General features: G+C 59.7%; 17 protein-coding genes. 9 read left to right on the top strand and 8 right to left on the bottom strand.

Translation table 11 applies throughout. The features are described from left to right. Nucleotides 1-6 precede the first annotated feature (6 nt). The 3 genes from IPP95_12775 to IPP95_12765 are packed head-to-tail and all read right to left on the bottom strand — an operon-like array spanning nucleotide 7 to nucleotide 4573. Nucleotides 7-3234, bottom strand: coding sequence for a CHAT domain-containing protein (locus IPP95_12775; GenBank protein ID QQS72041.1), 3228 nt, complete (start codon nucleotides 3232-3234; stop codon nucleotides 7-9). Further along, on the bottom strand, nucleotides 3234-3968 hold the full coding sequence (locus IPP95_12770; protein ID QQS72040.1) for a tetratricopeptide repeat protein: 735 nt from the start codon (nucleotides 3966-3968) through the stop codon (nucleotides 3234-3236). Before IPP95_12770 ends, IPP95_12775 begins: the two co-directional genes overlap by 1 nt. After that, entirely contained in the window at nucleotides 3965-4573 is a 609-nt protein-coding gene (locus tag IPP95_12765) for a sigma-70 family RNA polymerase sigma factor (protein ID QQS72039.1), read from the bottom strand. The genes IPP95_12770 and IPP95_12765 overlap by 4 nt, the downstream gene beginning before the upstream one ends. A 205-nt stretch (nucleotides 4574-4778) precedes the next feature. On the opposite strand from IPP95_12765, the gene IPP95_12760 reads away from it, so the two are divergent. The 9 genes from IPP95_12760 (at nucleotide 4779) to IPP95_12720 (ending at nucleotide 13300) form a co-directional block, all read left to right on the top strand. After that, entirely contained in the window at nucleotides 4779-5822 is a 1044-nt protein-coding gene (locus IPP95_12760; protein ID QQS72038.1) for a hypothetical protein, read from the top strand. Nucleotides 5823-5825: 3 nt separating this feature from the next. Further along, complete coding sequence (locus IPP95_12755) at nucleotides 5826-6791, top strand: T9SS type A sorting domain-containing protein (GenBank protein ID QQS72037.1); 966 nt, start codon at nucleotides 5826-5828, stop codon at nucleotides 6789-6791. Continuing rightward, entirely contained in the window at nucleotides 6788-7840 is a 1053-nt protein-coding gene (locus tag IPP95_12750) for a right-handed parallel beta-helix repeat-containing protein (GenBank protein ID QQS72036.1), read from the top strand. The genes IPP95_12755 and IPP95_12750 overlap by 4 nt, the downstream gene beginning before the upstream one ends. Before the next feature lie 164 nt (nucleotides 7841-8004). Beyond that, complete coding sequence (locus tag IPP95_12745; protein ID QQS72035.1) at nucleotides 8005-8442, top strand: response regulator transcription factor; 438 nt, start codon at nucleotides 8005-8007, stop codon at nucleotides 8440-8442. Nucleotides 8443-8451: 9 nt separating this feature from the next. After that, complete coding sequence (locus IPP95_12740; GenBank protein ID QQS74268.1) at nucleotides 8452-8661, top strand: T9SS type A sorting domain-containing protein; 210 nt, start codon at nucleotides 8452-8454, stop codon at nucleotides 8659-8661. A gap of 244 nt (nucleotides 8662-8905) precedes the next feature. After that, entirely contained in the window at nucleotides 8906-9949 is a 1044-nt protein-coding gene (locus IPP95_12735) for a hypothetical protein (GenBank protein ID QQS72034.1), read from the top strand. 64 nt (nucleotides 9950-10013) lie between these two features. Continuing rightward, a complete protein-coding gene (locus IPP95_12730; GenBank protein ID QQS72033.1) occupies nucleotides 10014-10889 on the top strand; it encodes a polyphosphate kinase 2 family protein in 876 nt (291 codons plus the stop codon). A 183-nt stretch (nucleotides 10890-11072) separates the two neighbouring features. Further along, nucleotides 11073-12836 (top strand): single-stranded-DNA-specific exonuclease RecJ, encoded by a 1764-nt coding sequence (recJ, locus tag IPP95_12725; GenBank protein ID QQS74267.1) that lies wholly within the window; start codon nucleotides 11073-11075, stop codon nucleotides 12834-12836. Next, complete coding sequence (locus IPP95_12720; protein ID QQS72032.1) at nucleotides 12836-13300, top strand: nucleoside deaminase; 465 nt, start codon at nucleotides 12836-12838, stop codon at nucleotides 13298-13300. Before recJ ends, IPP95_12720 begins: the two co-directional genes overlap by 1 nt. 148 nt (nucleotides 13301-13448) lie before the next feature. Here IPP95_12720 and IPP95_12715 read toward each other — a convergent pair whose 3' ends face one another. The 5 genes from IPP95_12715 to rbfA all read right to left on the bottom strand — a co-directional run bounded on the left by IPP95_12715 (nucleotide 13449) and on the right by rbfA (nucleotide 19936). Then, nucleotides 13449-14669 (bottom strand): FtsX-like permease family protein, encoded by a 1221-nt coding sequence (locus IPP95_12715; protein ID QQS72031.1) that lies wholly within the window; start codon nucleotides 14667-14669, stop codon nucleotides 13449-13451. Between the two features lie 101 nt (nucleotides 14670-14770). Next, on the bottom strand, nucleotides 14771-17314 hold the full coding sequence (locus tag IPP95_12710; GenBank protein ID QQS72030.1) for an OmpA family protein: 2544 nt from the start codon (nucleotides 17312-17314) through the stop codon (nucleotides 14771-14773). Then, nucleotides 17311-18492 carry a hypothetical protein gene (locus IPP95_12705; GenBank protein QQS72029.1) on the bottom strand — a complete coding sequence of 394 codons (1182 nt, stop codon included), beginning with the start codon at nucleotides 18490-18492 and terminating at the stop codon, nucleotides 17311-17313. Before IPP95_12705 ends, IPP95_12710 begins: the two co-directional genes overlap by 4 nt. A gap of 99 nt (nucleotides 18493-18591) precedes the next feature. Continuing rightward, entirely contained in the window at nucleotides 18592-19401 is an 810-nt protein-coding gene (locus tag IPP95_12700; GenBank protein QQS72028.1) for a class I SAM-dependent methyltransferase, read from the bottom strand. 196 nt (nucleotides 19402-19597) lie between these two features. After that, nucleotides 19598-19936 carry a 30S ribosome-binding factor RbfA gene (rbfA, locus tag IPP95_12695; GenBank protein ID QQS72027.1) on the bottom strand — a complete coding sequence of 113 codons (339 nt, stop codon included), beginning with the start codon at nucleotides 19934-19936 and terminating at the stop codon, nucleotides 19598-19600. Nucleotides 19937-20072 lie beyond the last annotated feature (136 nt).

Raw genomic sequence — 20072 nt, 5'->3', positions numbered from 1 at the left:
GGCCGTTCAGGAGCGGGAAGGAGCCGTTCTCATTCTCCTCCGCCACCAGAACAGGCATAGCAGCGCCCCTGCTATGACGGCCCATGCCCAAATGGGCCATCCCGTGCGGCCCAGTGCCACGGGTTCAACATCCCCCACCAGCACCATGCCTGCCCAGTAATACGGAAGGCCGAGTTCATCCGGTGCTTTGGCCAAGAAATCCAATTTGGCCTGGCGTAAGGCTTTGTGCTTCGGCATGCCGTCCGCCAAGTGCTCATAGAACTTTGCGATGATCTCCGCGCTCACCTTTTCATCGATGTTCCACAGCGAGACCACCAAGCTGGGACAACCGGAATAGGCAAAGGCGTACCCCAAGGAACGCACACCTTCGCCGGCATCTTCCTTTCCGGTTCCGGTGGCACAGGCGGTAAGCACCGCAAGTTGTGCCCGCAGGTCGAGCTCATAGATCTCGTAGGCGTGGAGGTAGCCATCATCATCGGGATCCAACTCACCGCCGTCCTTGGTCAGGACCAGTCGCGAATACATGGGCGAGGTGGCGTTCATTTCCGCATGGGTGCCCAAGTGCAGGATGCCGTACCGTGAAGCCGCTTCACGGAACGCCCCTTCGCTGGCAGCATTCCCGGTCAACACCTGTGCGGAGAGGGAGGTGCCCAGAGCCTGCACCGTGCGTTCAGCGAACGGTTGGCGGACGAAATGAAGATAGTCGCGGTCCACAAGCGTTGAGTCCTTGACGCCTGAGAGATAGTTCTGCTTCAGCTGGTCGGTGAAGCCGGGCGCGATGGCGAGCACGCCTTTGGAGCGTTCCCGGGACATTTCGGCGAATTGCAGTGCCGTGGTAGCGCTGAGCAGGTAGGCGATCGTGTGCCGTTGGATCAGCAGGTGATCCCGGAACCCCTTGGTACCGGGCCGCGTCAGCAAGGTCTCGAAGTTCACGGCATGCAACGGACCGTCGGGGATGATGAGGAGTTCGGGCCTGGTGAGCAGGTGCTCCACCGGGGCGATGGCCAGCTGGTACAGTCGATAGGCGGCCTCGGCATAAGGCCCGGTGGTCCTCGCCATGATCGCGGTGTTCAACGCCTTCACGGCATCGCCGATATCGGCACTGGCCAGACGGATAACGGTATCGCCCTCCAGGCTCGACACCCATGCGTACAAGTACTCGCCGGAATTGGCATAGCCCAGTAATTGCCGTTGTGGGGTCAGCAGCTTTTTGTGGATGTCCGCTAAAGTCAGCTGCGGTTCGCCATAACGCAGGTTGAAGTAATCGGGATAATTCCGTTCCAGGTCCGTGAGAAACTCCGCATAGGCCTTTTCGCGCCGGGCCATGTCCGTTGTGACGGCACGGTCTTCCGGGTCCAAGTCGAGGGCCGTGTACAGTTCTTGTTCGCGTGCCGTGACGGAATCGGGCACGCCGGCAAAATGCAGCCCCGCGAAGCCATTGAGCCGGTCCTTCAACAAGATGGAGCGGTCGGCCTCGGAAATGTTGATGAATCGTTCCAGGTCGGCGTCCGTTCCGGAACCGGCGTAGCGATCATCAGCCACGTCCAAGGCCAGGTCGAACAAGTTCTTTTGGGCGGCGATGAGCAACAGTTTCGAGGCTTCATCGCGCACGGCGGCCTTGTTCCTCTCCAATGCCCGGATCGCGAGGTCCAAGTCGTCGTTCCACTCCTTCCCTACTTTCCCGGGGCCGGCGATCTTTCGTTCCGAACGCACCTTCCAATAGATGGCGTCCGGGAGGATGTGCGGGTCGTTGAAGGTTTGCGGGGCATTGGTGGCTTGGAGCGATGTTATGCGGTCCTGCAACAGGTCCAACGCCTGCCGGGAATGGGCCAGAGCGGCATCGGGATCACCCTGCCCGAAGGCCGCTTCCGCCAGTAGTACGTCGCTGCTCGCCACTTTGTAATGCGCGGGTCCGTTTATGTTCACCAAAATGTCCCTGGCCCGTAATAGGTCGTTCAGCGCTTGCTCATTCCGGCCTTCACCCTCGTGCATACGCGCCCGGGTCTGCAAGGTGGTGGCGAGTATGCCGTTGATGTTGGCGTCCGTGTTCAGGTAGCCTGCGGCGATGCTCGCGCTGAAGAGTGAATCAGCCCTTGCGGCATTCCCCATGCGCAGCGCGATGTCGCCAAGCTTGGAGCAAACGCGGATGTACTCCTCGCTCTGCTTCCCGAATTTCCGTTCGCAGGCAAGCAGGTAATTACGCGTGAGTTCTTCAGCCTTTCCGAGATCGCCGGCGGCAAGTTCCACGTCGGCCATGCGTTCCCGCACCGCCAACAGTTGCGGGTCGTCCGCTTCCAGCACTTTGCTGCGGTCGTTCCAGGCCATTTGCAGCAATTCAAGGGCGCGGCCCTCGTCGCCGTACTGATGGTACACCGTTGCGAGGTTGACGTACCCCCGCGACCGGTTCACGATGGCCTCGTCCCGCATGGCGGGATCCGTGGTCCGTGCGATGAGATAGTCCAGGATCTGCAGGCCTTCATAGTAATGTATCTTGCTGCGGGCATAGTCCCCCGCACCCTGCCACAGCACGCCAAGGTTGCCGCAAGTACTGGCCTTGCGGGTGAGGATGGCCTCCGAGGTGCCGTCGCCCAAGGCATCCAACGCCTTGTTGAGGTAAAGCCCCGCATCGTTCACCTTGCCCATGTGCAGGTATGCGGTGCCCACGGCGTTGTAGGATTCAGACCATTGCGTCGGCGGGATCGAATCCGCTTTCCCATAGTGGGCCAATGCCATCAACGCATACTTCGCCGAGCTGGCGTGATCGCCCAGCACGGAATGATCGAACGCAACATACTGGCACGCGCGTCCGCGTTCCGAAAGCGGGATCTCCGGCGCGCCTTCGGCTACCTGTACGGCCGTGGAATCCACGCGCAGGCTTTCCTTCATCCGGCCTACTTCATAGTAGATCCAGCTCAGGTCGAAGAGTGCTGCCAGCTCATGTTCCGGATCGCCGCGCCGTTTCACCAATGCGCAGACACGTTCGGCGGCCGCCACGCCGGCATCGGCATCTTTCAGCTTGCGGCAAGCCCGGCCGTATTTGTACACGTACAAGTGGAGGGAGTCCTCCCAAGGCGTGCCTACCGCCTCCTTCAGCTGCAAGTCGATCAAGCGCGCCACCTCGGCATGGCGATCGGCCTTGTACGCTGTGTCGATCAGCGCGTGGCGGCGTGCCAGTTCCTGTGCCCCCGCTCCCATCGAAGCGCATATCGCCAGCAGGAGCAGCAAGCGACGCATCAGGAATGAATTCGCGACCGGATGGCGCGCACCCGCTCGCCGTATACAGGATCGTTCTCCAGGATCGTATCGGGAAGCTCGTTCAACCGCCCCTCATGCAAATAAGCGAGAACAAGGTACCAGCGGGCTTTGTCGTGGAATGCCGAAGAGGGTGCGTCCGCGACGGCCTGGAACAACGGGATCGCCGCCTTCGCGTCCCCTTCAGCAACGTAGGCATTGGCGATGTAGAAGCGCAGCGTGTCGTTGCCAGGATCCGCTTGCAGGAGGTTGCCCCATTTGGTACGCGCCTCGGCGAAGTCGCCGAGCTTGTATGCCACCATGGCGTCCTGGAACACGGGATCGTTCACCGCGCTCATGGGCACGGGCAGGCCGGGATCCTCCACATAGTATTCCGCGAAGAGGCGCTCGTTCTCAGTAGGTCTGGTCGACCACCAGACGGCGCCAAGGACGAGCACGGCCACCATGGCGGCGTATTTCAGGTAGGTCGTCCAGTTGCCGCCTCCGGATGCCGGGCCGGCTCCGCGATGCTCGCCCCGTGCAGCTTGCAGCGTGCGCGTGATGCCCGCAAGTTCCACGGCAAGAGTGTTCTCCCGCTGCAGCTCCACTTCTTCGCGCAACGCAACATCGGCTGTCAGTTCCTGCTCGAACCGGTAGCGTGCCTCCGGGGACATGGTGCCGAGCAGAAAGGCCTCGATGGCCTCGAACCGGTCCTTGTGCAATGCGGCTTCGCTCATTTTGCTTTTCGTTCTTCGCCGCCGATGGTCCGGCGGAATGCCCTCAACTTCATCATGCAGCGGTACTTGATGGTGCGGATGCTCTCTTCTTCCACGCCCATGTCCGCGGCGATGCTGGCGAGGTCCTTCCGCTCGAAATAGAACTGGTCCAGCACTTGCCGGCACTTGTCATCGAGCTTGCCATAGACCTCGCGCAAGCGCAGGATGCGTTCCTCGATGTCGTGATCGCCCTCGAGCACATGAGGGACGGAGTTTTCGTTATGCAGCACCCTCATGTTACGATGTGCTGCGGACCTTACCACGTCCAGCCATTTGAATTTCGCCACCCGGAACAGGAAGCCGCCGGGATCGGGTTCCGCATTCGTATTGAACCGGCCCTCCTTTACCTGCATCCATAAGACCGTCACGGCATCCTGGAACACGTCCTGCGCATCGTCGGCGGTGCCGCTGTTCTTCAGGACGTACTGCCGCACGGCGGAGTAATGAACCGCATACAGCGACCGGATTACCGTCGGGTCGTTCCGCAGCAATCCGTCCACCCAAGTTGGCGGTGAATGGGTATGGGGTGCTGTGGGCCGTTCCACGGAAATGGGGGAATTGACCACGATAATACGGCGAAAGAGGTGCGATGTCCATCTGGCAACGGAATTCCACGGCCATTGGCGACCGTGACCAACCCTACATCGAGGTATGCGGCGAATGTGAACAGCCGAGCTTGGATCTGGCCGGTCCATGGATTTTTCAGGTTGATCGTTCACATCCGGTACTGCTCTCCGATATACCGCCGAAACCAACAAAATCCGCGCGATCATGCGAACACGAACACTCGTCCTATTCTCCTCGGTCATCTTGGTCGCGGGCAGCCTGCACGCCCAACTCCCACGCATCATTCTACAGAGCGGCGGCACCCCACAGGTGTTCACCACCGTGAACGAAGCCCTAACGGCCGCACAGCCCAACGATAAGCTCTACTTCAGCGGCGGGACATTCCTTGAAGCGGCGGGCATCACCATCGATAAGCCCCTGCACTTCATCGGCGCGGGCATCAGCCCGGACACTGCGAACGTGACCGGCGTCACCACGTTGTCGACCGGTGGCAGCACGCGGATCACCATTCTCACTGAGGCCGGCGGAAGCACGTTCACGGGGATCAACTTCAACCCCGGAGGCAACATCCAATACGGTACGGACCCGAACGACGATGACCCGAAGGACCTGATCTTCCAGCGATGCGCTTTCGCCAAGGCCATCGGTATGGCCATCGAAGAAGGAGCTTCTGCCAGCAGCAGTTTCGATGAATGCATCTTCCGGGGCACGATCACCGGAGGTGCGAGCAACGCCGTGATCACGAACTCCATCCTGGACGGGGCGACCTTGAGCCTTTTCCGCCCTTCAGGATTGATCATTCGCAACAGTGTCGTGCTCGATGCACGGCTCCAGAACTCCGGAAATGCGATCGTGCAGAACTGTGTGTTCACATACAATGGCGCCCCACTTTGGCAGGTTGGCGGCGTGCAGATCAGCAACTGTTTGGTCACGGGCAATGGAATGTTCAGCAATTCCAGTGGCAACCAGGAATCGAACAACATCTACGGCCAGGCTGCGGGTTCCATTTTCGTGAACGAGGCCAACGGAGTGTACAGCTTCGACGATGACCTGCACATGGACCCTACCAGCCCCGGCGTGGGTGCCGGCAACGACGGACGGGACATCGGCATCTACGGCGGCGGTTCCCCATACAAGGAAGGGGCTTCGCCTTACAACCCGCACTACCGTGCTGCCGATATCGGTGGTGCTACAAACGGCAACAGCGAACTTCCCGTGAACATCCGCATGGCGGCCCAACCTCAGTAAGCCATGCGCAACGAACGAAACACTCAACGCTTGCTGCTTTGCGCTGCCTTGGGGCTGCTGCTGAGCGCAACGCAAGCGCAGAACATCACCGGCTACCGCTATTGGTTCGATGATGCCATTGCGGACCTGGTAACCGTATCACTATCGCCGACGCCCGTGGTGGACGCACAGATCAGCATGAACAGCGCAGGACTTGCGATCGGGTACCACACGGTGACCGTACAGTTCCGTGACGCCGATGTGCATTGGTCCTCACCCTACACCAGCGTCTTCAGCCAGAAGGGCGGCACCATCACCGCGCTGCAATACTGGTTCGGCGATGATGCTGGTTCAGCCTCCACGCTGGACGTGACACCCGCTGCGGAGATCGACCTGACGGCATCGCTTGACGCCAGCGACCTGCCTCTCGGCCTGCACAACGTGACGATCCGTGGCCTCGACGATCGTGGCGAATGGAGCGTGCCCTACACCACCACCATGGCACGTGGCGGCGGCATGATCACCGGCTACGAGTATTGGATCGATGACCAGGTGGCCGACCGGGTGATGAACCCGGTCGGGCCTGCCACGGTGGTTGACCTCATCAGCGACCTACCCCTGAACACGCCGCCCGGTGATCACACCTTCACCATCCGCTTCCGCGACGAGGCGGAGGGTTGGAGCGTTCCGATAACGACGACCGTAACGGTCTACGTCGGCATCGATGAACTGCCGGGTGTGAACAGCCTGCTCGTGTTCCCGAATCCGGTGCAGGACCAACTGACCCTTCGCGTGGACGCACAAACCTTCACGGACATGGAAGTAAGCCTGCTCGATGCCTCCGGGCGCGTAGTAGAAGCTCCCACGAATTGGAGCGTAACAGGACTTGCGCATCGCACCTGGGACACCTCCGCATTCCCCGCAGGCGTGTACACCCTTCGGATCATTTCTTCAGCCCGTGCCATCACCCTTCCATTCATCAAGCAATGAGGATCACCCTTCTTCCTTCCATCGTATCGTGCATCGCGTTCAGCGCAATGACGATATCCACAATGGCGCAACTTCCCCGCATTGTGGTGGACGGCATTGCACCACCACAAGTATTCAGCGATCTGAACGAGGCTATCCTAGCAGCTCCGGAGAACAGCAACATCACGCTGAGTGGTGGTTCGTTCCACGTACCCGGTGGCTTCGCACTGGACAAGCCCTTGCATTTCGTCGGTGCCGGGATCCACACGGATAGCACGAACGCGACCGGAGCAACCATCTTCACCGCCACGGGGAGCGACCTTTTCGCACTGACTTCCGGTGCTTCGGGGACCTCCTTTACCGGGATCTGGTTCTATACCGAAGGTGGTACGACCTTTTCCTTAGGCACCGGCCCCGGCGATCAAGTGGTAACAGGCGTGGATTTTCTGCGCTGCATGTTCCAGAAGGAAGTTAGTCTCGGTGTTGAAGAACCTTCGAACTCCAGCAGTACGTTCACCGAATGCATCTTCCACGGGGTACTTCGTGGGAATGGCGGCACGAGCGTGGTGAACCGCTGCATCTTCGATCATAGCCCAGGCACCGGTGGCATGATCGTGACCTTCCGTCCCTCCGGACTGAGCTTGTTGAATAGCATCGTGCTGGGTGGGAAGACCGATGCGTGCCACTTCGCGACCATCTCCAACTGTGTGTTCACCCGTACCAATGGCCCCCCGGTCTGGCAGAGCAACAACACGACGGTGTCCAACTGCATCGTCTCCGCTTCCCAGGTATTCAGCAATTCCCAGGACACTATATCGGTCGGCAATTTCCTGAACCAAAGCCCTACGGGAATTTTCGTGAACGAGGTAGACGACTTTTACCAGTTCACGGATGACGTACACTTGGCCGGTGGTGCTCAGAACGGCATCGGGCTATACGGTGGCTCCCCTCCCTACAAACCCGGCGCGGTACCGCATGTGCCGCACTTCCGGCAAGTGGACGTGGCGAAAGGCACTGAACCGAACGGCGAATTGCTGATGAACGTGAAGGTGGCGGTGCAACCAAACTGAGTATCTGGTCGGTCAGCCAAGCGAAGATGTCGCTTGTTGACCTTCCGCATGGGTGCATTCGATGCCCAATTGAACAACACGCTCCCGGACGATCCTTAAAAAAGACCGTCCGGGATCGTTCACATCCTACAGCTTTCCCCGATATAGAGGAAAAGCCCACCGCCATGGACCTTCCTACAACAAATGATCGCGCGCAACGAACATTGGTGGTCGTTGCCGTTCTGGGAGATAACGAGCTCACGGACGAAAAGTTGAACGCCGGCACCGTCGGGTACATTCTGCAAGGCGACAACCAGGAAGACCTGATGCGCACCGTGGAGGAGCTGCGCAACGGCCGCAAGCCCGCGACCGGAGTCCGCCGCGTCACCGTGCAGCTACGCCCGGAATGCGCGGTCGCCAAGGAACATCGGCTCAGCCCGCGTGAGCTGGACGTGCTGCGCGCCTTGGTGGACGGCCTGAGCTATAAGATGATCGCAGCGGAGCTCCGCATCAGCTTCGAGACCGTGCGCAGCCACATGAAGTGCATCTACCAAAAGATGCAGGTGAACAACAATACCGCCGCCGTGGCAAAGGCGATCCATGAGGGGCTGGTGGCGGCGTGAGCCTTCGGCATCGCACAAACGGTACTGGAACCGGAGCGGATCATCCTGGACATCCAGAACATCTTCGGCAAGCAGGTCTTCGCCAAGGAGTTCGGCAACAGTGGGGAGCGTTTCACAACCATCCTCGACCTGCCGGGCGACATCGCCAGCGGGGTCTATATGGTGAACATTACGGTGAACGGGAAGAAGACCGTGCAGCGGTTGAGCATCATCAAGTAGACCCCAGGTCCCGGCTGCCACCTCGACGGAGGCGCTGAGCCGAAGTCCGATCAGAACGCAAAGGGGCTGTCTCAAAAGAAGGCAGCCCCTTTGCTTCTTGTTGAAAAGTGGAGGGTGCATGCTCCTGACAAGGCGGTCCGGTTGGTCGGCCAGACCCGCCGGCACCTGAAACCCAAGGGATCCGTTCCTTCGCAAAGGCGTTCTTTTGCCGGAACACTTCGGAAAGATCATGCCTGTCCCAACCATGCGCATCCTCCTCTTTCTGTTGGTGCTCCTTCCACAGACCTTGAGGGCACAGGGCCTCCCGGACCGCAATTGGCATTTCCGCGTACCGCTGTCCGTGACCGTGGGGGTCAACTTCGCGCATTTGTACAACCTCTCGGGGCTGGAGTTCCAACAAAGCATCGGCCCTGTGATCTCGCTCAACACGGGCCTCACCGTCACGCGAAAGGAGAATTGGGGCATCGGCATGGAAGGCGGGTACCAAGCGGACAATTACAACTTTTCCAACACGGACGCATCCTATAGCATCACCCTGCTCAGTTGGCGCGCAGAGGGTCGGTTCTTCAAACTGCTCCCGCTTTCTGAGCGGCATCACATGAGCTGGAGCTTCGGACTGGGCATTGGGAACACCTTCTATCACGGTGATTCGATACAGACCGTGGAAGGCTCGCTGAACGCGGTGTCAAGATCCTCGGACCATTACCTCCCGTTCATCGCTCCGGAAGTTGGCTTGTCCAAACGGATAGGCCGGCACCGTGCGGAAGTGCTGTTGAAATACCAATTGAACCTCGGTGATCCGCATGCGATCACCACCACCCTGCGCACATCCGGTTCCCGCGCCATGGCACAGGGCACGGGCAACTATGTCGGCGTGGCGATCCGCTTTGAATACGGCTTCAAAAAGAAAAAACCGAAGCCCCTGAACAGGCCCATGCCCGATCTGGAATATGCCGACCGCACAACGGACAGCGTGGCCACCTTCCACACCAAACGCACACGCATCAGCCTGCTCTTCTGGGACAATGCCGAAGTGGACGGTGACACCATTTCGGTGTTCCTGAACGATAGGCCCGTCTATGTCGGCATGGCCCTTACCAAGCGAAGGAAAAAAGTACGCATGGACCTGCTCCCGGGCGAGAATGCCATTACGATCGTCGCGCACAACGAGGGCCGCGTACCGCCCAACACCGCCAGTTGCGTAGTACGCAATGGACTGAAACGGACACCGCTGTTGCTGAAGACCTCGCTGAAGGAGGACGACCTGCTCCGCGTTGTCCGGGAATAGTTCCCCGCGGGGAACAACGGGTTGTAGCCGTCGAAAGGATGATCGCCCGCTTACTTTGCAGATCATGATCGATCCCCACGACTTCCGCATTACTGCTGGCAGCATGTTCAAGCTGGCGGACCATCCCACGCAATTGGTGAAAACGTTCACAAAGGATGACCTGAAGGACTCCGTGAAGCAGGACGCGAAGCAGATCGGCAAATTGCAGGACAAGCTGTACGCGGAGAACAACCGGTCGCTGCTGTTGATCTTCCAGGCGATGGACGCCGCCGGAAAGGACAGCTGCATCGCGCGGGTACTGGGCGATGTGAATCCGCAAGGGTGCCGTGTGACCAGCTTCAAGGCGCCGACCACCGATGAGCTGGCCCATGACTTCCTCTGGCGCCATGCGAAAGCCACCCCTTCCACGGGCATGTTCGGCGTCCACAACCGCAGCCACTACGAGGAGGTGCTCGTGGTAAAAGTGCATCCGGAATACTTGGTGGGCCAGCATCTCCCCGGCATCACCTCTGGGAATGACCCCGGCAAGGACTTCTGGGAAGCGCGCTACGCCAGCATCCGCAACTTCGAGGAACATCTTTCACGCCAAGGCACCACCATTATGAAGTTCTACTTGCACATGGGGCGTGAAGCGCAGAAAGAGCGGTTCTTGGAACGCATCGAAGACCCGGAAAAGAACTGGAAATTCAGCATGGGCGACGTGAAGGAACGGGGCCATTGGGATGAATACATGGCGGCCTACGAAGCGGCCATTTGCGCCACATCCGCAAGCCATGCACCATGGTATATCGTTCCGGCGGACGACCAGTGGGAGACGCGAGCCATCATTTGCCGTGCAGTGCGCGAACAATTGGAGGCGATGGACCCGCAGATCCCGACAATGAGCGATAAGGCCGCTGCGGAATTACCGGAGGTGGCGAAGGCGTTGAACGCAGAATGAAGGAGGACCTCTGAAGGACTACCACGAAGGACGCGAAGTACACGAAGAAAGGGCGGAACGTTAAGCGCAGAGAGAAGCACCTGTCCGTAACGGAGACCGGACGCCAGCAGCGCACCTCTTCGTGTTCTTCGCGTCCTTTGCGGTAGAAATCACCGGCAACGGTAACTTGCACGCATGTCCGCAATGACCAAGCGATGGAGATTGAAGCCTCCGGTGGACCCGGAGGTGGTGGCCGGGCTGACGCACACGCGCAGCACGCCGGAGCTCGCGACCCTGCTCGCACAGCGGGGGATACACACTCCCGCAGAGGCCAAGGGCTTTTACCACCCGCGCATTGAACATCTGCACGACCCCTTCCTGATGAAGGACATGGACCGTGCGGTGGAACGGATCAATCAGGCGTTGCGCGACAAGGAAGGCATCATGGTCTACGGCGACTACGATGTGGACGGCACCACTTCAGTGGCCCTTGTTTACAGCGTGCTATCGCGCTGCACGGGTGACATCATGTACTACATCCCCGACCGCTATGCGGAAGGCTATGGTATATCCTCGCTCGGCATCGATCGCGCCGCAGAGAAAGGCATATCGCTGATCATCGCGCTGGACTGTGGAATTAAGTCCGTGGACAAGGTGGCCTATGCCAATGAGAGAGGCATCGACTTCATCATCTGTGACCACCACCTGCCTGGCGAAACCATACCGGATGCGGTCGCCGTGCTCGACCCCAAGCGCTCCGATTGCGCCTACCCGTTCAAGGAACTCAGCGGTTGCGGCATCGGCTTCAAGTTGATGCAGGCCTTCGCGCAGCAGAACGACATGCCGTTCGGTGAGGTCGGGGAATTGCTGGACCTGGTGGCTGTGAGCATAGGTTGCGACATCGTGCCGCTGGACGGGGAGAACCGCACCCTCGCCCATTTCGGGTTGAAGGGCTTGAACGACAGGGAACCCCGGCCGGGGATCAAGGCGATCCTGGGGATGTCCAATTTCAAGCGCCGGCTTTCCATCATGGACCTCGTCTTTGTGCTGGGCCCCCGGATCAACGCGGCCGGGCGGATCGAGCACGGGCAGCAAGCGGTGGAACTGTTGCTGGCCAAGACGGACAATGAGGCGGAGAACATCGGGCGACGCGTCGACGGGAACAACTCCGCACGGCAGGACCTGGACAAGTCGATCACGGAGGAAGCTCTTGAGCTCTTCGAGACCGATGCCTTCCTGAAGGGATCCTGGAGCACCGTGGTGTTCAACCCGAACTGGCACAAGGGCGTGGTGGGCATCGTGGCCTCACGGCTTATCGAACAGCACTATCGCCCCACGGTGGTGCTCACGGAGAGCAACGGCAAGGTGAGCGGCAGCGCGCGCAGCGTGAAGGGCTTCAACGTCCACGACGCCATCGGGGCATGCAGCGATCTGCTGGAGCAATATGGCGGACACATGTATGCGGCCGGCCTCACCATGAAGCCGGAGAACGTGGAAGCCTTCCGCCTGCGATTTGAGGAAGTAGTGCGTGAAACAATTGAGCCTTCCATGCGCATCCCTGAGGAGGAGGTGGACCTGGAGATCGGCCTGTCGGAGATCCAGCCGCCGTTCATCCGCGGTATTGATGGCATGGAGCCATTCGGTCCCTGCAACATGAAACCGGTGTTCCTTACGCGCGGCGTGATCGCCAAGGACGTGCGACTTCTCGGCACCGGCGGTGACCATTTGAAATTCAAGGTGGCCCATCCGAAGTCTCCGAAGGTCGAGCTGGATGCGATCGCCTTCCGCCAAGGCGAGCACTTCGACCTGCTGCGCTCCGGCGAGCCGTTCAGCATGCTTTATGCGATCGAGCAGAACCACTGGCAGGGCAAGGTTTCCACGCAGCTGAGCGTGAAGGACATCAAACCGGGGATCGCGGGCGTGCTCGAGGACGAAGAGGGCGCCACCATGGAAACGGCCACCGCCTGATGCCGGAAGCCTTACTTCCTCCCCACGACGACGAACATTGGATGCGGCACGCGCTGCGCGAGGCGGAGCAGGCCTTTGCGGCGGACGAGGTGCCCATCGGCGCGGTGATCGTGGCCAGCGACCGCATCATCGCTCGCGGCCACAACCTCACCGAGCGGCTCAATGACGTCACCGCGCACGCGGAAATGCAGGCCATCACGGCAGCTGCGGAACATATCGGCGGCAAGTACCTGCAGGACTGCACGCTGTACGTGACCGTGGAACCGTGCGTGATGTGCGCTGGAGCATTGGCATGGGGCCATATCGGCCGCATCGTCTTCGGCGCTTTCGACGAGAAAGCCGGGTACCGCCGCGTGGGCCACATGCTCCTGCACCCGAAGACCGAAGTGACCGGCGGTGTATTGGAACCTGCCTGTGCGGACCTGATGAAAGCGTTCTTCAAGAAGAAGAGGTCACTGAAATAGAGTTGTCCGTTGTCAGTTGGTTGTTGTCAGGTCACTCTCGGCGATCGCGCCTCCGGAACGTGGTCAGCTGCCCATAGGAAATACTGAATGCGCAGGGTGGTACAGAAGATCCAGATAATCCTGACAACGGACAACTAACAACTGACAACTACTGCGAAGCAGCCAAATACCTCCGGCTCAAGCTTCGCAACGGCACCCAGGCCGCGAGCGTTCCTATGGCCATCACGGCGAAGAAGATCAGTATGAGATCCGTCCACATGACCAGCACGGGATAGCTCTCCACCACGGAATCCTGCAAGGACACCATGCCGGTCCATTCCTGTAAGCCGCACAATCCGAGGCCGACCACCAAGCCACTGACCGTGCCGACGAGCACGATCAGCAGGCCTTCCAGAAAGAACACGCGGCGGATGAAGCCTTCCGTGACGCCCATGCCACTGAGCGTGCGCATATCCTGTCGCTTCTCGATCATCATCAGCGTGAGCGAGGCGATTATATTGAAGGCCCCAATGAGCCCGATGAAAGCGAGCACGATGAAGGTGAACCACTTCTCCGTGGCGTTCGTGCTGTACATCAGCGCGTTCTTCTGGTGGCGCGTCCTCACCGTGAAACGCGGACCGGCTATGGCTTCGATCTTTCGTTGCAACCGTTCGGGGTCGGTCCCTTTCACCGCTTGGATCTCCAACGCATTCACCGCGTCGCCGTAGTGCAATAGCTCGGCCGCCAGACCGATCGGCGCGAGCATATACTGGTTGTCGAACTCCAAGTTGATCGTGAAAGCACCTGCCACGGCCACGCGTTGCTGCTCGAACGAGGACTGGGACAGCTTGCCCGGCGTGCGGCCACGGACCAGTGCGGCAACATCCAATGGCCGTGTGACGCCATCATCCTTGGGCACTCCCAGGCCGTCTTTCAGAGCCGCGCCCAGGATCACTAAAGGCCCCGTGACGCCATCGAACTCGGCATCGCCGCTATACATCTGCGTGGGCAGGCGGCTCATTTCGAGATACTGCGGTTCCACACCCTTCATCGTGGCCACCGTCTGTTGGCCGCCGGAGCGGAGCAGTACGTTCTCCTCGATCACCCAGCTCGTCCGCTGCACCTCGGGCAAAGCCTTGATGACCGCGAGGTCGAGACTGTCGCGCTGGAAGGTCTTGCCCACAGCGGCAGAAATCGTGATGTCCTGATCAAAAGGGCTGTAGAGCGTGTCCACCAGCAGGGAGATGCCGTTGAGCGTGCTGAGCACCACGACCATTGCCGCCGTCACCACCGCCACCACCACGATGCTGATCAGCGTGATGATGTTGATCGCATTGCGGCCGCGTTTGGCCAGCAGGTAGCGGCGGGCGAAGAGGAGCGGGAGGTTCACGCCCCAAAGTAAACGTGAACCGGGGCGACTATAGTGGGAGAGGGCAGGAGAGAATGAAGGAGCGAGGGTACGCCCCTTTCGCCATTCACCCTGATGCTCATTTACTCCTGCTCTTTTCCACCGGGAATTATGGCCTGCACCACCACCACACGTTCGCTTTCGTCATACACGTGCCGCGCCAACCGCTCCCCCAAACCCTTTGCGGTGATGGCGCCTATGGGAACACCCGCTTCCACGAGCACGCGCTTCACAGCATCCGCCCGTTCTTGGGACAGCCGTAAGTTGAAGCCCGCGTCGCCGGACTTGTCCGTGGTGCCGGTCACCAGCACGCGTTGGACATGGGCGGCGGCAAGGCGTTTGCCGGACTTCAACAGTTGGAGGCGGGCCACGGACCCGACCCGGCTGCTTCCGCTGCTGAAGACCACGGTGTCCACGAATGTTTCCTCTATTCCCGTTACGGTACGGACCTCACCGCTATCCTTCGCGGTCGCATGCTTTGCCCGGAGGTCTTCCAGCTCCCGGTCCATCGCCTCGATGCGCCGCTTGAGCGAATCCGTTTCCACCGCGCTTCTTTGGTCGTCCATCACCTCGATGTAGCGCTCCAACGTGGCTATACGGTCAGCGAGGAGGCCGTTCATGATCACGGGGTAATACCCGGCATTGATGCCCGGTTGAATGGTGGTGTCCGGGAACGTTGCGGTGGTGTCGATCGGATAGGTCCCGGAGGTGCCGGTGCGCAAGCTGTCCGCGAGATGCCGCAACCTGATGTTCTCGGCCTTCATCTTCAGCAGGCTGTCCTGCAGTGCGGGGTCTGCCACGGTCTTCGTGTTGTTCGTGGACACGATCACGGGCACCACGCTTGTTCTCGAACGCTCGCGCGGCTCCTCACGGATGATCACCTGCTGCGGCGGCTGCGTGCTGGTCGGAGCTTGTTGCTCTTGTCCGGCCGCAGGTACCGGCCGGTCCACATACACGGTGTCCACACGTCCGGCGACTGTCGAGCGCTCGCGATACACATGTACCGTGTCGTGTACCACTTGCTGTGTATTGACTTCCACGATGCTCTCGGCTCTCTGCTCTTGAAGCGTGTCCCGGATGATAACGGGCGCCTCGACCTTCACGAGGCTGTCAGCGCCCATATACCGTTGCTTTAAGGAGCCTGCCGGAAGGCTGTCCGTTTCGAGCTGCTGCACCGTGTCGGGCAACAACGGCACCACACTGTCGGGCCGGGGCTCCTCCAAACCTTTCCGCGTCGGTGCCAACAGGCTGTCCGGCTCCGGAGCGCGTAGCGTGTCCGCCAATACAGGCATGATGCTGTCCCCAAGTGCTTCAACTTCGGGAACGGGCGGAACTGTTCGAAGGCTGTCGGGCTCCGGAGCGCGAGGCGTGTCCGGCAATGCAGGCACGATGGTGTCTTCGTGCATTTCGATCTTGGCAGGGGGCAACGCTGTTCGAAGGCTGTCCGACATGATGGTCCCCAAGCTGTCCAAGTCGGCATTACGCAAACTGTCGATACCCGAAGTGTCCTGCCCGGCAGTGTTCTGGAGAAGGCTGTCCAACCCGGTCTTTCGGATGGTATGACCCGCAGCACTGTCCTGTGCGGCCTTTTTGCGCTCCACGATGGTGCCCACCACCAGCGTATCCACCGAAAGCCGGCCCACCGTGATGCGCTCCACATTGATCACCACGTTGGTGGGTGCGGGCTGTGCCGGAGGCTTCGCCACGGGCTTGGCGGCGGGCGACGGCGGTGGTAACGACCGGTCGTCCACATAGATGGGCTCCATGCGATAACTTGTGGAGCGCTTTCCAAAGTAGTAGGCCAAATTGAGCCCGATGGACTGGTACTTGTCGTTCGTACCTGGGTCTCCACGTTGACCAATGCGGCCGGTGGGGTTGCTGATATACGCCAGTTCACCTTGCGGCTGTCTGGCCGGATAGGCATCATGGACATCATCGATCCAGTCCGTGAACGTCCAATTGAACCCGTAATAAAGCTCCGCAGCCATCCGGTCACAAATGCGCCACTTCAGGCCGATCCGTGCCGGGATGAACACAAAGTTTTGATCCTTCGGTTTGTTGTCCTCGGTAGCCAGATCGGTCGATCGCGTCTCGAAATCGCCATCCTGCGTGATCACAGTGGCGTTGGCGGCATTGCTACCGCTTTCGGCCTGGTCGCGGATCGTGCCGTCGCTCCAATGATAGTACCGCGAACCGCTGGCGGAGTGCAGGTCGCCGAACACGTCATATTTGCCTACGCCTACGCCCAAGGCCACGAACGGTGCAAAGCGCGCATCGTACTTCAGCAGCTTACCGTTGTCCATGCGGAATGTCAGCTCCATCTGGGCGGTGTACAGTTCCGACATGAAGTTCAACGCCCTGTCCTTCCGGCCCGTGAGCACGTCATTGCCGGAAACAAGGGCGTGTTCAACCCCAAGACCCAAGGAAACACCGTAGCCGAGGGACTTGGACAACTCCAGCCCCTGCACCCGGGAACGGTCCCAGTTTACATCGTTGTAGGAGCTTTCGATGTCCGAAAGGGAGCGTGTGATGCCGGCATGCGCAGCAATGCGCCATTGGAAAAGATCCTGTTGGCCCATGGCCGAGACCGCCAAAAGCAACAAGGGGAAAAGCACGGCCCACCTCATTTTCCGATGCCGAGCCAAAGGTTGATCTCAAGGCTTACGCCTATGAAGGGCCGCACTTCCAGCGAGCTCGATGTACCGCCGTCAAGGTTCGGCGTGTCCTTCTGCACCAAGGTGCCGCCCGCGTTCAGCCGGATCATGCGGAACACACGGTAGCCGTATCCGAGATAGATCGGCCGGTCGATCAAAGGGCCGGTAACGACGGTGCCGTCATGGTCCTCGGTATTCTCTACGAATGCGCCAAGTGAAATGGAGCTGTTCGACCAAAAACGGGAGGAAAAGGCACGGCGGCCAAGCGGAAAGGATATGCCGACGTATGGGGCTTGGCCGTAAGAGAGATCGTCCGCAGTACCGCTATTGTAGATGCCTCCGTAACCCACGTTCAAGGATATCGTGTTCGGTGTATGCTCCGTGGCCTGGTCGGTGAGCACGGTACGGTGCTGCAATACCATCATCTCGCGGTCCAGATAGGAGTGCAGCTCGGCGTTGAGCATGGCTTTCACGGCGCCGATCTCGTGGCGCGCCATGTCGATCCGTTGGTCCCGCTTGTCCTCGTCCTTTTTCTTCTTGAACAGGTATTTCGCATCGGACAGGCGTGTGTCGTTCAGCCTCGCCAGTTTGTCCTCCACCAGCTGGGAAAAGCCCGCGAACGGCATGTCCAAGCGGCTTCTGTAGTTGTCCGTACCGCGCCGCACGATGATGCTCAATTCATCCATCACTTGTCCCACCGGCTTAGTAAGACGGGTGCGGTTGCTGCTGACGTCCACGCTTTGGTCCACGTAGGCTCCAAGGTATGCGCTCAGCCTGGCGGCCAAGGTGTCGGAGGCTTCGCGGCCTATGGAGCTGTAAAAGCCAAGGACCACCGTGTACTTTGCGTTGCCCCGCAGTTTCTGGTCCAAGTTGATGTTGAACGAGGGGCTGTTGCCCAGCTCGGTCTGTTCCCAACGGCCCTTCGTGGCCATGTGCTTCATGGCCGCATCCTCATAGATGCGCGCCTCTACAATACCGATATCGGGAGCTACCGGGCCGGTGATGCTCCACTGCTTTTCAGCAGGCAGTGGCTGGCCATTGCCGAGCAGGTTGGACCCGGGATCGAAGACGACGGGCTGGTATTGGGCCGATCCGGCAAGGCTCAAGGAAAGCAGTGCCAAGATGGCACATAGCGTACGGGGTTTTATCATGTAAGAGGGATGTTCAGTTGCTGCCAAGAAGGTACGGGAAAAATTCCATACTTGCAACAAGTTGCAGCACCTGTTTGTTCGGGAACGCCCGTCAGACGCTCACTTCCACGCCTTCACGATCAAGCCCGTGCCGGTGGCGTGCTTCGTATGCACGTCAAACCAGTTCAGCACGAAGGCGATCGGATAGGCGATGAGGTAATAGATGGGCAGCACAATGAAGAACAGCTTGCTGGCCTGCAGCATCAGCAAGGGCCATTTCATGCTGAGCTTCCAGCTGATCTTTCCCGGTGAGCCGTAGCTGTAGCGTGCCTCCACCCTGCTGAAGCCATTGCGCAGGGCCTTCGCCTCAATGTCCTGAATATTGTACCCGTCGCGCACGTGCTCTTCGATGAAGGAGCCTTCCTCCTCCCCGTGTACATCGCTGCCCCCTTGGTCGCTGGGCGTGCTGATGATGAGCATGCCGCCGGTCTTCAACGAGGTCGAATAGCAGCGCAGCGCGGCACCGTCCTCCAGAATGTGCTCCATCACGTCCACGCACACCACCAGCTCGAAGGTCTCGGGGCGCTGGAATTTCGTCACGTCACCCACTTCGAACTTCACCTGTGGCCTGCCGATGGCTTGAAAGAAAGCATTGCAGTCCGCCACCTGCTCTTCCTTCACGTCGATGGCGGTGATGCTCCATTTCCGGGAAAGACCGCTGAGCCAATAGCTGTACTGGCCGAAGCCCGCACCGGCGTCATAGATCGCCAGCTCCCGACCGCGCTTGTCCTTGGACCATTCGCGCAGCTCCTTGTGGATGTGCCACGCGCGCAGCAATAGCAGGTCCAGCAGCCGGTAGAACACCTTACGCAGGAGCGGCGTGCTGTTGAAAACCGCGCCGAGGCGGCGCTTCACCGGATCATACTGCATGGAACGAGCGCGATGAAAGATGGAGAATGGCCACCGAGGCGCTGAGGCGCGGAGAAATGCGTGGTGGTGATCGGAGTTTCTGGTATTGGGTATAGTGGACATGGTACCGGGTACTGCCGACGCACACTGCCGACTGCTACTGCCGACTGCCCACTACAGCCTGACAACCGACAACTGACAACTGACAACTGCACCATTACTTCTTCAACAAATTGTCGATCTCCTCGATGCGGTCCAAGGAGTCATCAATGTAAAAAAGCAGCTCCGGCACGATCCGCAGCTGCTTCCCTACACGATGGCCTAATTCCCCGCGCAGTTTGTGGCCCATGTTACGCACGTTGTCCAGCACGGTCTGCTTGTCCTTCACAGGAAAAAGGCTGATATAGATCTTCGCGATACCGAGGTCCGGGCTTACGCGCACGGCGGTAACGGTGATGAGGCCGCCGGGCAGCAGGGCGTGGTTGTGCCCCTGCATCACCTCGGCCATCTCCTGCTGGAGAAGGCTGTTCACCTTGTTCTGTCGGACGCTGTCCATGGCGCGAAGATAGACGGCGAGGAATGCGTTTTTCACCACAGAGGCACAGAGAGAAGGAAAAGCATTGGACCACTAAGAACACGAAGTACACGAAGAGTGGCTTACGGCCGCCGGACTTTCCTTTGTGTTCTTTGTG

It is taken from the genome of Flavobacteriales bacterium (assembly GCA_016700415.1).
In the GTDB taxonomy this organism is placed as follows: domain Bacteria; phylum Bacteroidota; class Bacteroidia; order Flavobacteriales_F; family PHOS-HE28; genus PHOS-HE28.
This window is presented reverse-complemented; position numbering and strand designations above follow the sequence as displayed.